Here is a 15,189-nt window from a genome sequence, read left to right as displayed (position 1 = left end):
CTTACCACACACCTAGACGCCAGGTTAAGGTGTCTGCTCGTAGGGGAGTGGCTATTTTAGCCAAGGGTGAAACGTCTATCTAGATGAGGCACAGAAGATCATAAATCCTTAAATATTACCCATAATCCGCCTCGGTTGTTTTTATAAAAACACGCGAAATCATTTTGAACATCCCGGTAATTGTCGGTGAAAAAGCTGTGTTTTGCTTCCATGAAGGAAGTAACCGCCTACACTATGCCGAAGACTTGGATGTTGCCGTTTGCTAAGAGATAGAAGATACCCAACCCAAACTTTTCAATCTACTTGGGTCGAAGATTTGTTCTTGGGTTGCCATTCTTTAAAGAATACCTTCATCTATGATTTATTGGAGTCAAAATCGCTTCGATGCCAATATCCAAGCCTGCTCTGGCTTACTCAATAGCGATTAATTCGCCGCATAAGTTGAGATATTTATGCTACTAATTGCTGCATATTTTGATACTGCACTTAGTAGTATACGATGCCTACGGCGGGCTACGCCTACGCTAATAAACTATAAGTTTTTATACTATACTTACAAAATTGCTACAATTGTGCTTAGTCTTCTTAATTACCATTCATGGTGAGTCGTTTTTAACTAGTGTTCAGTTCAGAAACTGTCACTCACCAGATCCCCGGTATTCTTGCAAAAGAGATATTCTTAGTTAGTGCAAGGAGTGATACCATTTCACCAGATGTTTGTCACAAGTTATCCCCGTAATACTCTCTCCTCAGAGAGTGTTGCAGATTTCAAATGTTGCATCAAACGAGTGAGTTGGTATAAGCTTTTACGGGAAAGCGCTTGAGTGAGCAAAACTCTCAAGCGCTTTTTCGTGTATAAATAAAACAGTTCAACTCTCTGGACGAGAATTTAAGATGTTTCTAAATACACATATACCAGAGAAGGAAACTACTGTGACAATGCTTATTGCAACATATACTTAATGGCTTTGCACCTGTGCCGTAATAAATGCAAACCTAAGAATATAATGTAGATAAATAGAAAAATTACCCGTACTTTTAATCTTGAATTTTACGGTAAACTGCTAGCTAAATATCAAGCAAAAACGATCGCCACTGAAGAAGAAAATGAGCAAGCGATCGCAGCATTAGTAAAGCTCAAGCAAAATGTGAGTTTATTTACCTTTTAAAGGGAAGATAGTTACTAAAAAACAGTTTAGGATAACCAACTCTTGAGCAACTAGTGTAGGCTAGAGGGAATGAAAGTTTCAGGTTTTCAGTGCCTCAGTCCTAAGAGGATGTTTTAAAAGTGATTTGCTGTAATTTTAGGCACTTTTAGATCCCCCCTAACCCCCCTTTTTAAGGGGGGAACCGGAATCAAAGTCCCCCAATTTATCGGGGGATTTAGGGGGATCTAAAAGCTTTTGCTACCAACCAGAGGACTTTTAAAACATCCTCTAACCGTGTTCTCTTGCCTCTACTATTAGCTGACTACAAAATTTACCAACTTCCCTGGCACCACAATTACCTTTTTGATCTCTTTGCCTTCAATGTAACGCTGGGCAATTTCTGATTCACGAGCGTATTTCTCCAACGCGGCTTTATCTGCTTGTGCCGGTACTTGAATCGAGCCGCGAGTTTTACCCATAACTTGAATCACTAAAGTGATTTCATCAGCTACCAAAGCAGCCGGGTCAAATGATGGCCAAGTTTGAGTATGAACTGAATCACTTTCACCCAATAAATGCCACAATTCATCAGCAATATGTGGTGCAAAAGGTGCTAGTAAAACCACCAAAGTCCGAATACCTTCTGCGTAAATTGGTGAATTTTTGCCGTCGGCATCAGTTAAGGCGTTACTCAACTTCATCAATTCGGAAATAGCTGTGTTGAATTGATATTCGTCTTCTACGTCTTCTGTCACCGCTTGAATAGCCGTGTGAATCGCCCGCCGCAATTCCTTTTCTGCTTTAGTTAAATCAGATAGTTGAGCTTTTTTACGGGATACCCCAGCCGCAATATAATCTGTCACCAAACGCCAAACCCGATTTAAAAAGCGGGATTGTCCTTCTACATCGGCTTCATCCCATTCCAAGTCTTTTTCTGGCGGCGCTTTGAACAAGATAAACATCCGCGCTGTGTCTACACCGTATTTGGAAATTACATCTTCTGGCGCTACACCGTTGCCCTTTGATTTAGACATGGTGGCATAGAGACGTTGCAACGGTTCACCTGTTTGGGGGTCGCGCGGGTCGGTTGAATTTACCAGATTAGAAGGAATCCATTTATCTTTACCACCCTTATTAGGATTTAGGTAAGTTAAACCCTGCACCATACCTTGAGTTAAGAGGCGTTGGAAGGGTTCGTCAAAATTTAACAAACCTCTGTCCCGCAACACCTTAGTAAAGAACCGCGAATACAACAAATGTAAAATCGCGTGTTCAATTCCACCCACATACTGATCAACTGGCATCCAGTCGTTTATTTTACTAGAATCGAAAACCTGTTGTTCATTCTTAGCGTCAGGAAACCGCAAGAAATACCACGAGGAATCAATAAAAGTATCCATCGTGTCAGTTTCCCGCTTTGCTGGAGTACCACAAGTCGGACAAGGTACATTTACCCAGCTTTCTAACTGAGTTAAAGGTGAACCGCCACGTCCAGTAAATTCCACCTCTTCCGGCAACTGTACTGGCAAATCTTGATCGGGAACTGGTACTATCCCACAGTTGGGACAGTGAATTACAGGTATCGGTGCGCCCCAATAACGCTGCCGCGAAATCAACCAATCCCGCAAGCGATATTGCACCCGCACTTTACCAAAACCTTGTTGTTGGGCGTATTCAATTATTGCTTGTTTAGCATCTGTGGAGGCCATACCAGTAAAAGCGCCAGAATTAATTAAAATTCCTGGTTCAGTATATGCCTGGTTATATTCAATTTGGATGAGTTGTGTAACTTCATCTATCTCTGATGTTGGAGTTAAGTCAAAACCTGCAACATCATCTGGGGAAGCGATGACAAAATCAACTGGCAAATCGTAATTTTTGGCAAACTTAAAATCCCGGACATCGTGTGCTGGTACACCCATCACTGCTCCAGTACCATACTCATACAGTACATAGTCAGCAATCCAAATCGGCACTTCTTCCCCTGTAAATGGGTTAATTGCCACTCCACCTGTGGGGATACCCCGTTTCGGTTTGTCTTCAGAGGTACGTTCCAACTCACTTTGATTGGAAACCTCTTTAATAAAAGCTTCTACCACTGTTTGTTGTTCTTTTGTGGTGACGCGCTTTGTTAAGGGATGTTCTGGTGCTAACACTAGGTAGCTGACACCATAAACGGTATCTGGACGTGTGGTGTATACGCCGATTTTTTCATCTATCCCAATGATGGAAAATTCCAAGTAAGCGCCTGTGGATTTGCCAATCCAGTTTGCTTGCATCGACTTGACGCGTTCCGGCCAACCTGTCAATTTATGCAAGTCATTGAGCAATTCTTCCGCGTAATCGGTAATCTTGAAAAACCACTGCCGCAATAATTTGCGCTCAACTATTGCCCCACTGCGCCAAGAACGTCCTTCGTTATCAACTTGCTCGTTTGCCAGTACAGTTTGATCAATGGGGTCCCAGTTTACTGCTGCTTCTTTTTGGTAAGCTAACCCCGCTTGCAAAAACTGCAAGAAAATCCATTGTGTCCACTTGTAATAATCGGGTGAACAAGTAGCAAGTTCACATTCCCAATCAATGGATAAACCGAGACGCTGCAACTGCTGCCGCATCTGAGCCATATTCTGATAAGTCCACTTTGCTGGCGGTACACCACGGTCAATGGCGGCGTTTTCTGCTGGCAAGCCAAAGGCATCCCAACCCATTGGGTGTATTACCCGATACCCTTGCATTCGCTTGAGGCGGGCAATTACGTCAGTAATAGTATAATTACGGACGTGACCCATGTGTAGGCTGCCCGATGGATAAGGGAACATGGATAAAGCGTAGAATTTTGGCTTGTTGCTAACTGTAGGTGTTTTATCTAAGCCAAGTTCTACCCATGTTTTTTGCCATTTTTCCTCAATCGATGCTGGGTTATATCGGGAATCCACCAAAAATTCTCCTACTGGGTCTACTTACTATGTCAACATAGCAGGTTAATCTCATATTGTAGGTCAACTACTCACAGATTTATATATAAGCGATAAGTGCGATTAAGCATCAGCCTGATTATGGCCAAACTGCGAGCCTTTCAGGTATAGCAAGAGTTATTTGATGAAGGTTTAAATGGTTGAATCAAATATAAAATTTTCTGATTTGGTGCGGGTTTTTGTCTACGGCACGCTCAAACCAGGTGAAGCTAACTATAAAAGATACTGTACTGGCAAAATAGTTGATGTCAAAAGAGCTTTTGTACAAGGCAAATTATTTGCTCTGCCAATGGGCTACCCAGCGATGACGCTAGGGGATAGCCAAGTTTACGGATATTTACTCTCTTTTTCCAACCCAAGAATTTTAAATGAGCTAGATGTGCTGGAAGATTACCAGCCCAATAGACAAACGCCAGAAAACCTCTATAATCGACAAATTATCGAGGTTTATGAGCCACAGTCGCTCTCTCTGGGTTGGGCTTGGGTTTATTTAATGACTCTACAGCAAGTTGACCAATTAGGAGGCAGCCTCCAACCTGATGGCTGGTGGAGCGGCTGTGGTTTAACCCCAAAGTACAGTTACGATCTGTAAACTGTTAACTTTGCGATTAGTTTATGTCCTGTTTGGGGTCGTGCTGTTGCGGCTTTACCTGATAAATTGAGTTTTCTGGAGAAGCTACTGCTGCTTTCGGAATTTCAATTACCGGGTTATTTAGTCCCACCATCAGCGGGGAAGGGGGAACTATAGACGCTGAGGAGGTTTGTATAGGTTCTCTTTGTGGTCGTTGTGCCAGTTGCGGCAGCATCGAACCACCGCCTACTAAGCCAGATACTGCACCGATCGCACAAGCAGCAACGGCTGCACCTCCCGCCATCCAGTTTAAACGGGAGCGGCGGCGCAAACGTGTCAATACTTGCTGCACTGTTGCTTCTGGCGACTGTTGCGCTGCTGGCACTGGGAGTGTCCGCAAGCCTTGGCGTAGCTTTAACAGTCGGGCATACAAACATTGAACTGAGGCATCATTTGCCAGCCATTCTTCTACTTGCTTGCGTTCGGTGGCTGTGACTTCACCATCGAGGTAAGCACTCAATAACTCGAAGCGATCGCGCTTCACCATATCCATAAGACCCGTTGATTCATTGGTATGCTTGGCCATTCCATCTGACAAATCTTGAGGAAGTTGCAAAGGAGAACGGTCGTAAAACTGAGAATCAGTAGTCATCTTAACATTATTACCAATTCATACACGGGTAAAGTGGGCGGGAATTTCGGGAAAATTAGCCAATTTTCTTCCTAAAGGCAGAAACAATCTACGTCTTTCTAGTAATTCTTAATCTATGCTTAAATTCTGCCCAATGGCAGAGGCAAGATAATGTAAATTAGGAGTCTAGATAATTCTGCAAGTGGGCTTGCAGCCTCGATCTGGCTCTGGCTATTCTTGATTTCACAGTTCCTAGAGAAACTCCAGTGATTTCGGCAATTTCTTCATAAGCCATGCCTTCGATTTCTCTGAGGACAATGGTAGTACGAAAAACTTCAGGTAAATCCGCGATCGCTTCCCGCAATTGCTCGTAAAATTCTCTAGTTGTCAGTTCTTCCTCAGGGCCAGGAGTATCGCCGGCGATTTCCCAATCCATCTCGCCATCCTCTAACGAACGCGGAGCATCCAGTGACAAAGGACTCATAACCCGCTTGCGTTTCCGTAACTCGTCGTAAAACAAGTTGGTGGCAATGCGGCTTAACCAGCCCCGAAATTTAGCAGGATCTTGTAATCGGTTAATATTCCGATACACTCGAATCCAAACTTCTTGAGCCAAATCGGCTCTGTCAGCCCAATCTGGAGCCAGGTGGTATAGAACTCGATCAACTTGACTTTGATAGCGGCGTAATAGTTCTGCAAACGCAGCACGATCTGGTCGCAGTCCCGCTTGACAGCGCAAAATTAAATCGTGGTTAGGGAGTTTGTCAACTTGCACTGATGCTTCTGGATACTTTGCATCAACCGTTGACCAGGATACAGTAATCGATTGACTCATATATCGTACTGGCTCTAAATCATCCCTATCTATTAGACCTGCTAATAGGACAGAAGTTCCATGCTAAGGTGACGGATTCATGACTGGAACACTGAAGCATACAATTTTAGATACATTTATAGCAATAAGGAGAGCCACTTTTTCCTTATACTGCTCCCATAGTTGCCCAAAACCCATCAACTAATAAAGGCGCAGCACTATGCATATTTTAGTGCTTTTAGCAACTGGGTATATACGCTTGATCAAAATAATTAAATCTGGTTATAAGGAGAAGATAAAAATTTTGTAATTCTAACTTCTTGATACCTTTAAAAATCGGGTAATAATTTCTGGAAGTTGAGTTGCTGTGGTTGCTAAGATAGTGATTTAATTTTTTGATTTTGTTACCAGAATAGTTGCTGATTGTTCTGGTTGGGGGCCGTAAGCAGCACTAGAGTTATGTTGCTCTGGTACGCGAACTTGAAAAAAGAAATTGAGGGAAAATGTAATTGTGACCGCTAGCAATAGTTTTTCAAACATGGTTTTTCTTCCACCTACACCATTAATGATTGATTGCTACATTTCAAAAGTTCCACCAGAAAGTCCAAGTATTGGCTTACAACCCCCAGAACTTTTGAGGAATGAGGTTGCTCACTTGGAGTTTTGCCGCTGGGACAATTTGCATAGTCTTAGTTTGCCCAGAGGTGTTGGCAGATTTATAGCGGAAATGATAAGTATTGATAAATTTTTGATGTTCGGATGATGAACTCATCGAAATGGTCGGTTGGATATGTCAGGGATAAACAATAGGCGATGGCAATGGTAAGAAACGAATCTGTAGGGCGTATGGTAATGCTGCTTTGTTTTGGCACAGCATTTTTATCCTTAGCTGTCCATTGGCGCATTACTACGGCCCAAGGGCAGTATGAGAAGTCTGCATCTACTTCGATGCGGCGAGATTCTAGCCGAACCAATCTTAAGGGAAGCCGAACAGAGGGAGTCTATAAGAATCTTTCCCAAGTGAGTTTAGGGGAAATTGCGCTGGGTGCATCTGTGCCACCTGATGAAGTTACCCAAGGCTCAACTACCGAGAGGGCGTTTACACCAAAGTCCTCTGCTATTAAGCCTCAAACTAAGTCAAAAATAATTAAGAAGAATCTAGCGAAAGCAACTACTCGTAGGGCTTCTATACTCAAGTATTCTGCTACTAGGTCGAAAATAATTAAGAAGAATCTAGCGAAAGCAACTACTCGTAGGGTTTCTACACTCAAGCCTCAAACTCAGCCCCAAACTATTAAGAATAATGTAGCTAAAGCAAGCGACCTCCCAACTCAGACGCGGCTGGTAGCGCAAGTAGAAAGACAAAATCCAGTTGCTGATAGTTGGCCAAAAGGTCTATGGTCTCAGGCTTCAGCCCAACAAATACCATCTGATAGGTTGGCAAATGCCAAGAGGCAAGTGGTGGTTGATTTAAGCGATCGCCGCACTTATGTATACGCTGGAGATGAGGTGATAGCCAGCTACCCGATTGCTGTCGGTAAGAAAGGTTGGGAAACACCCACAGGTTCTTTCCAGGTGATCCACATGCGACACTATCCAATCTGGCGTCACCCGATTACGGGGAAAGTATTTCAGGCTGGTACGGATAGTCCCTTGGGAGACAGATGGATTGGTTTTTGGTCAGATGGACGGAATGAAATTGGCTTTCATGGCACGCCGGATATTGACCTGGTAGGAACGGCTGTATCCCACGGCTGCCTAAGAATGCGTAATTCTGATGTCCGATTGTTGTATGAGCAAGTCAGTTTAGGGACAACAGTGTTAGTACGTGATTAATTAAGAGTCCTTTGTCATTTGTCATTTGTCAGTTATTCTTTGCAAATAACCAATGACTAATGACTAATGACTCTTCAAATTATAATTTTTGCTCAAAATTAGGTGCATAAGCCTGGAGTAAAGCACTAACTTGGCGTACAACCTCATTGCCAGTGTTTTTGCCCAAGGCTTGCCGTTCTGGGAAGAAATTAGGTCGATCTAGGTAACGGTTAATCGCCTCACTTACTTGCTGAGAAATTAAGTCTTGCAGTTGTGTCTGAGCGTTTTGACGCTGGAAGCTGGCACCTTCTTCTGTAGTAGCATACAAAGGTGGTAGCCGATTGAGAGCGTAAGCAGCAATATCACCGACATCCAGAGAACTTTCGCTGGTGGCTTCAATTTCTGCAACTCGGGCGATCGCTTCCGTCAATACCAATTCTTCCATAACGTTAATGAATTGTTTGCGAGGTACCGCCACTACCTCACCAGTCAATAGCGCACCCATCAGCCGATCCAACGCCATATACTCTTCAATTGAGAGTTCCGAGGCGTTGTCACAGATTCTACCGACTTCTGCTTCCATTGCTGGTGTCAAATAACCATCCTGGAGAGCTTGTTCTACAATTTTTTCGATACTCATAATGCTTATCATCATTTATGTTGGCCAAGCAAGGTAGGGACGGTATCAATCCAATTTATTTTGCCTAATTGTCAGCAAAAAATACACAAATTATGCAAAGACGCGATCAATTGCGCCTTTACTAGTTAACGACCTTAGTTCGCCAAGGTGTGGGATCAACAGATTGTCCGTTGACATACAGACCCCAGTGTAAATGTGGCCCTGTAGCAGCACCGGTTGAACCGACTGCGCCGATTAGTTGACCAGCTTTCACAAAATCACCTTCTTTAACGTTAATCCGACTCAGGTGCATGAAAATACTGGTTACTCCTTGGCCGTGGTCAATGCCAACTACGTTACCGTGTATCCGAAACCCTTGGGATACCCTACCTACCAAAGCAACTCGCCCAGGGGCTGGGGCAATCACTGGTGAACCGGCGGCACCAGCGTAGTCAAGACCACGATGATAGTAGTCCTTTGCAAATGTACCATTATAGTAGCGACGTACACCATAGTTTGTACTCATCCGCCCTGCATTTGGCTTCAGAAATACTCCATTCCAATACTTTTCTGGTGTTTGTAGCGCCTTAAAAGCTGCCACGCGCTTCAGTTCATACTCTGTGGCATCCACTCCGGCTTTTCCAGGTGGCAAAGTAATGCGTTGTACGGGGAATTTGCGATTAAGCACATTCACTGCCAAGTTTTGCACTTGACCATCCCCTGCAACCCGAAGTGTTCTAGTTCCAGCTTTTTCTAGTGGAGTTGTGGGAACAAAAGCCCGATACTCATTGGGTGCAATTTCAAAGGCTGGGTATGTATTCTTACCAGTAGCTACTGTTGGATTTGTACCATTCTCTCGATTATCTAGATTAATCTCCACCGAGAGTGTATCCCCTAATTTAGGATTAGTTGGAGTCACCTTTACTTGCAAAGCATCTACAGGCAATGCCAAGGCGATCGGGAGAACAGCAAATATTCCCTTTAACACATTTATTGCACGGCGATTGGCTGTCAAACTTTTGACATCAAAACCGAGCAAATTTTTGTTTGAACTACTAGCGCTATTCTCAATAATCATAAAACTACAAAAATCCCTTGCTTGTGTTGGAAAATAGACTAGCCTATTATCACCAGTGTTTCCTATTTGAAGCCGATGTTGTTGAAAACCATAAATGTTAGGAAATTCTCTAGGTACTTAGGGATTGCAAGGGCGAATGATTTTATCTGTAATTTTAGAAAATTGGTCTTAACTCTAAGAACCAAGGTGTATGACATTGGCAATGAGCATAAAATTTAACTGTCATTAGATAAATAATACTTGAAGGAAATCTTGGAATCAACTGGACACTTTTTCAACTGGACACTAATATCACACTGATCGGTTGAAATCGGTATGGGGAAATTACTTAAACTAGGTAAGTAAGCCGGGGAGGATAAATTAAATTATATTAGTCTAAATATTTTAAAATTTGCTCCTAATAGCCCTTTAGCGCCAAAAAACCATAATCTGAATGCACAAATTTAGTCTGACCACGCCACACTTAAGATTTACTTTATAAATCAACTCTGAATGATGGAATCCGCTAATCAACTTTAAGCTGATAGTATTACTTTTGACTTGAATTTGCCATCTTCCATATCAACGATGCGATCGGCAATGTCTAGGATGCGGTTGTCATGAGTAACCATCAAGATGGTACAGCCTTGTTCTTTTGCCAGTTTTTGCATGAGATTGACTACATCTCGTCCTGATTGACTGTCAAGGGCGGCGGTGGGTTCATCGGCGAGGATTATTTGAGGGTGACTGACTAAAGCACGAGCGATCGCTACTCTTTGTTTTTGTCCCCCAGACAGTTTATCAGGATAATAATCCAAATGATTTCCTAATCCTACCTGTTCTAACATTTGGGCTGACCTAGTTCGCATCATTTTTAACCCAAGATGTTTGTGCAATTCTAAAGCCATTTTGACGTTTTGGAGTGCCGTCAAACTACCATGCAAGTTATGTGCTTGGAAAATATAACCATTACGGCGTCGCGCCTGCACTAGTTGTTGGGCACTCGCACCACAAAGTTCTCGTCCCAACACCTGCAAACTACCAGATTGGGTAGAACGCAACCCACCCACTAATGTCAGCAAGGTAGTCTTTCCAGAACCAGAGGGCCCAGTCATGATAATAATTTCACCAGCGTTAATCTCTAAGTTGATGTTAGATAGAACTTGCTTGCGGAGTGAACCGTAACCAAAATGGTGGTCGAGATTGTGGATGGAGATGACGGGTTTGCTAGTCATAAGTAGGTCGATTACTCGTGATGACCGTCATTTGTCCTTAGTCATTTGTTACTGGACTAATGATTAATGACAAATGACTAGTTTCAGAACATATCAGCAGGGTCGGTGGCTTGGAGTTTGCGGGTGGCGATCGCACCGGAAATTGCACACATAATGATGGTCAGCACTAATACCTGCAATGCCCGAATCGCAGTCATGTACATGGGCAAATTTGTGGCACTGCGAGTCAGTTGGTAAAGTGCTAAAGACACTCCCAATCCGGGGAAGAAGCCCAGTGCTGCCAAAATCAACGATTCTTCAAGCACTACACCTAGCAGGTAGTAATTGCGATATCCCATTGCTTTGAAGGTGGCGTATTCCCGAACATGGGCATTAACATCGGTGGAAAGGACTTGATAGACGATGATCACGCCCACCACAAACCCCATTGATACACCCAGGCTGAAAATAAACCCAATTGGGGAATTTGTTCTCCAGAAGTTATTCTCAAATTCAATAAATTCGGCGTGGGTTAAGACTCTGACATCATCTCTGAGGTAAGCTTTGAGCATTGCTGCTACTTTTTTTGGGTCATAGCCTGGTTTTACCTGAATCAAACCTAGACTGATACTGCTGGATTGTCGCCCAGAAAATAGCCGCAAAAAGTTTTGATCGCTGGTAATCAGGTTGCCATCAGAACCAAAGGAAGCCCCGACTTGAAATAAGCCACTAATGGTAATGGTGCGCCGTTCTATTTCGGTAGTCAGGGTTTTACCTTGGTCAATTTGAGCGATCGCTTTTTGATAATCTCCTCTGGCACCACGATCAAACAAGACTGTATCGGGCATCTTGATCGCTTGCAATTGCTGGTTAACATCGGGTAAGTCAAAAGCTGGCTTGTCTGGGTTAAAGCCGATAACTAACACTCCCGTCTCTCGGTGTGTTTGGGGATTCTTCCAGATTATGTTGTTGAAATACATTGGTTCGGCTGACTTCACCCCTGGTATATCCATTGCTTGGTAAAGTCGCCGACGAGAAAATGTAGACAAGCTTGGCAAGTTACGGGCTTGGGGACTGGTTAAAACAATGTCTGCTTGCAAACTGCGATGTAGTCTGGTGTTACTGTCATACAGCGCAGTCTGAAAGCCTAGCTGCATGAACATTAGAAGATCCGCAAAGGCAATGCCTGACAATGCTACAAAAAGACGGCTTTTTTCATGATTCAGTTGCAGCCATCCTAGAGGGGTTCGCCGTTGCAGTTGTTTGATCAATCTCATAATTAGGTACTGGGGGTTGGGGACTAGGGACTGGGAATTATAGCGGTTCTCAAATGGAAGCAATACACTTTGACCTCTCTCCAAACCTCTCTCCTAAAAGGAGAGAGGCTTTGAATCTTACTCCCCAACGCTAGTAGGGAAGGGGTTGGGGGTTAGGTCTGTAACTCAACCGAGAAGCGCTATAGGAACTCCGTTCATCCACCTCAGAACTCCGTTCATCCATCTCAAAGACTGATTCTTAATACCCAATGCCCAATACCCTTTTCACAATTCAATTACTGCCTTAACTTGCATATTGGTTAACATGGCAGCTTTGCGGGTGGAGGCTTGATCTAGTCGGATATGGACTTCTACTACTCTGTTGTCGATATTGCTGACGGGATCTGTGTTAATCACATTCTGCCGCCGCACTTGCAAGCCTTTGCGATCTACGATTCCCTGCAATTCAATGGGGAGGAAATCACCAAAGACTCGCACTTGCTGCCCTGAATGCACTTTGCCGATATCGCTTTCGTAGACTTCGGCTACAACATACATCTGGCTGGTTTGTCCAATATCTGCAATGCCATCATTTGATACTAATTCCCCAGGATGGGTATGGATCTCAAATACTTGTCCATTTTGGGGCGATCGCACTTGGGCTTGTTCGAGGTTGACTTTTGCCAGATTCATCGCTGCTACGGCACGATTAATTTCTGCTTGGGCGGCTTCTACATCCACTCCGCGCACTTCAGCGATTTCATCGAGTGTTGCTGTGGCTTGTTTAACTTGTTGCTGGCTAGTTGATTGGGTACGATTTAACTGTGCCTGGGCTTCTTGCAAGCTTTTTTGGGCGGTTTCCAAGTTTAAACGCTTGCTATCCCGTTGGGAATTGGAAATTGCGCCCTGTTGATGTAGTTGCTGATAGCGTTCGTCTTCTGCTTGGGCGTTACGCACTTCGGCTTGAAACCGCTCAATTGTCGCTGCTTGGGTATTAATATCACCTTGGCGTTCTGCTTCTAGACGGGCGATCGCAGCTTTTTGGGCGGCAATTTCACCGCGTTTAGCACCTGCTTGGGTGCGGTTTAGGTTTGCCTGGGCTACTTTTACTTGTTCCTGCGCCTCTTTTAATGATGCTTGTAAGCGATCCCGGCTGTTCAAAATTGCAATTACCTGTCCTGCCTTTACCCTATCCCCCTCCTTCACTAACAACTTTTCTACCCGACTTCCATCCGCAGACACCGCAGCAGAGAGTTTAATTACCTTTCCCTGTGGTTCAATCCGCCCTAAAGCTGTTACCGTTTTTAACTGTGGCAATTGTGTTGCTGGCACTTGTGCCTCTGGATTTGCATAATTTTGCCAGCGTTTTACTATATAAAAACTTATTCCGCCAATCAATAAAGATGCAATTATACCTATAGCAACAGATGAACGCAGAATAGACTTAGGGAACCTTCTGTACCCTAGCTTTGAGTTTCGCACCATAGATTACCTCTTAACTAGTGGCGCAGAAAAAAGAACAGATTAGGCTTTTATCAGGATTTGTTTGCTAACTCCTACTTCTTTAGTCAGTTATTATTGAACTATCACTTCAAAGTCAATAACAAAATTGTAAATTGTTGACATTTTACTTAGATCAGGTGATTTAGCTGGATAAGGTAACAACAAATTACTCTCCTGAAGAGAGCTTTATTTTCCGAGCAAATTACCTTTGTTTTATGAAATTACTCAGTTATCGTAAACGGTTTAAAAATTACGGATTGTAACAGTGCCAACAATCATAATCAAATTAAGTAAATCATCAATATTTGGTGTGATTATGATCGGTGGAAATTCATGTCAAATTTTGATGATTAATCCCATCGAAAAAGCAGCAAATGCATATATAGCAGTTCTCGGCCCTTGTGAGGTACAAGAACCCAACCCCCAACCCGCTCTTCGAGAGGCGACTATGATATACCTTATATGATTAGGAAACGCTATATAGAACCCATTTGATTTTTGAAAAAACTCACCCTCAACTCGAAAAGGCTGATTCCTTACTCCCTGAGTTTTTAAGGGGGGTTGGGAGGATCTTCAAAAGATTAAAACCTTAACCGAACTATATTGGGGCATCTGTGGCTGGCAATTCTCACAAATCAAATAGGATTGCAGTATTTAAGTCTGTTTGCTATTGGGAATTATAAAGATAGGGATACAAAACTTTCACAATAGTTTTGACGTATCGCTTTTGTAGTATAAATGTACCATCAGCTTTAGTTGTACAGCCATGCAACCTCTTCAGCCAGTTAGCGGATCAGATTTGCAAAGATTTTTGTCAGCACCAGAGCAGTTATTGCAAGAGTCAGTAGAATTGCAATTAGCGATCGCCAGTTTCCCCCAGACACCACGCAGTCTCTTAGAGATTCTAGTTAATAGTGCTGATGAGCAGGTAGCACAAGCTGCAAGCTTGCACGTAAATTTGGCAGGAGAAATAACACACGGATGGCAGCAAGTAGTAGATGCCATATTGCAACAACAGCAACTAGGGCAAAACGATCGCCTCGCTGTAGAACTGCTAAAGTTAGCCCCAGTACCACCATGCTTTCTCAGCGAGTGGGTTCCAGCCGAGCGACTAATTGAAGGGTTGCGAAATCCCCAGATGCCCTTGCGTTATCGGTTGCAACTATTAGAGCGACTGGCACAGGAGCCAACTTTAGAACCACGCTTGCAGGTAGCAGAATCACCAGAAACGCCGTTGACAGTATTGGAACAGTTGGCGGGTGATTTAGAATTGCCAATACGGTTGGCGGTGAAGTTTAATCCTAGTTGTCCACCGCCATTAATTGAACTGGTAGAAGGGCAACATACCATTGCCTCTGACTGGAATACTGATGCAGAACAGCTAGGAATGCTGGGGCAGAGTCGTTGGCCGTGGCATCCTGTCAAAGGTTCACAAATGCCTGTTGAAACTTTGTCACAGTTAGCAAGTCACACCGATAGTTCAGTGCGTTATCGGATACTGTTGGCGAATTCCCCAAACAGCTAAACTGAACCGATTAGTTCAGCAATGAAACGATTGAGAAGCTTCTGAGCAGTTTTATACCCAG

12 protein-coding genes are annotated in these 15,189 nt (G+C 43.5%); 3 read left to right on the top strand and 9 right to left on the bottom strand.

The window, feature by feature from the left end:
- Positions 1–1,462 precede the first annotated feature (1,462 nt).
- Entirely contained in the window at positions 1,463–4,084 is a 2,622-nt protein-coding gene (gene leuS, locus V7K62_RS14755; protein ID WP_334865129.1) for a leucine--tRNA ligase, read from the bottom strand.
- 175 nt (positions 4,085–4,259) lie between these two features.
- Here leuS and V7K62_RS14750 point away from each other — a divergent pair, with 175 nt between their 5' ends.
- Positions 4,260–4,715, top strand: a complete 456-nt coding sequence (locus V7K62_RS14750; protein ID WP_334865127.1) for a gamma-glutamylcyclotransferase family protein — start codon at positions 4,260–4,262, stop codon at positions 4,713–4,715.
- A gap of 16 nt (positions 4,716–4,731) precedes the next feature.
- Here the strand turns inward: V7K62_RS14750 and V7K62_RS14745 are convergent, their stop codons facing one another.
- From V7K62_RS14745 to V7K62_RS14735, 3 genes are all read right to left on the bottom strand, one after another.
- Entirely contained in the window at positions 4,732–5,346 is a 615-nt protein-coding gene (locus V7K62_RS14745; protein WP_334865125.1) for an anti-sigma factor family protein, read from the bottom strand.
- 157 nt (positions 5,347–5,503) lie between these two features.
- Positions 5,504–6,160 (bottom strand): sigma-70 family RNA polymerase sigma factor, encoded by a 657-nt coding sequence (locus tag V7K62_RS14740; RefSeq protein WP_334865123.1) that lies wholly within the window; start codon positions 6,158–6,160, stop codon positions 5,504–5,506.
- A 366-nt stretch (positions 6,161–6,526) separates the two neighbouring features.
- Complete coding sequence (locus V7K62_RS14735) at positions 6,527–6,679, bottom strand: hypothetical protein (RefSeq protein WP_334865121.1); 153 nt, start codon at positions 6,677–6,679, stop codon at positions 6,527–6,529.
- 678 nt (positions 6,680–7,357) lie between these two features.
- Between V7K62_RS14735 and V7K62_RS14730 the strand changes: the two genes are divergently transcribed.
- A complete protein-coding gene (locus tag V7K62_RS14730) occupies positions 7,358–7,975 on the top strand; it encodes a L,D-transpeptidase (protein ID WP_334865258.1) in 618 nt (205 codons plus the stop codon).
- Positions 7,976–8,054: 79 nt separating this feature from the next.
- On the opposite strand, the gene V7K62_RS14725 is transcribed toward V7K62_RS14730, so the two are convergent.
- The 5 genes from V7K62_RS14725 to V7K62_RS14705 form a co-directional block, all read right to left on the bottom strand.
- Positions 8,055–8,594, bottom strand: a complete 540-nt coding sequence (locus V7K62_RS14725; protein WP_334865119.1) for a late competence development ComFB family protein — start codon at positions 8,592–8,594, stop codon at positions 8,055–8,057.
- A 121-nt stretch (positions 8,595–8,715) separates the two neighbouring features.
- Positions 8,716–9,651 (bottom strand): M23 family metallopeptidase, encoded by a 936-nt coding sequence (locus V7K62_RS14720; protein ID WP_334865117.1) that lies wholly within the window; start codon positions 9,649–9,651, stop codon positions 8,716–8,718.
- Positions 9,652–10,166: 515 nt separating this feature from the next.
- Positions 10,167–10,865 (bottom strand): DevA family ABC transporter ATP-binding protein, encoded by a 699-nt coding sequence (locus V7K62_RS14715; RefSeq protein ID WP_334865115.1) that lies wholly within the window; start codon positions 10,863–10,865, stop codon positions 10,167–10,169.
- Positions 10,866–10,948: 83 nt separating this feature from the next.
- Positions 10,949–12,121 carry an ABC transporter permease DevC gene (devC, locus tag V7K62_RS14710; protein ID WP_334865113.1) on the bottom strand — a complete coding sequence of 391 codons (1,173 nt, stop codon included), beginning with the start codon at positions 12,119–12,121 and terminating at the stop codon, positions 10,949–10,951.
- A 264-nt stretch (positions 12,122–12,385) separates the two neighbouring features.
- Entirely contained in the window at positions 12,386–13,582 is a 1,197-nt protein-coding gene (locus V7K62_RS14705) for an ABC exporter membrane fusion protein (protein ID WP_442937286.1), read from the bottom strand.
- 787 nt (positions 13,583–14,369) lie between these two features.
- On the opposite strand from V7K62_RS14705, the gene V7K62_RS14700 reads away from it, so the two are divergent.
- Positions 14,370–15,128: a hypothetical protein gene (locus tag V7K62_RS14700; RefSeq protein ID WP_334865109.1), complete on the top strand. Its 759-nt coding sequence runs from the start codon at positions 14,370–14,372 to the stop codon at positions 15,126–15,128.
- Positions 15,129–15,189 lie beyond the last annotated feature (61 nt).

The sequence above is a fragment of the Nostoc sp. genome, assembly GCF_036917935.1.
In the GTDB taxonomy this organism is placed as follows: Bacteria; Cyanobacteriota; Cyanobacteriia; order Cyanobacteriales; family Nostocaceae; genus Nostoc.
Note: the sequence above shows the minus strand (reverse complement) of the source record. Positions and strands in the feature narration are given on the sequence as shown.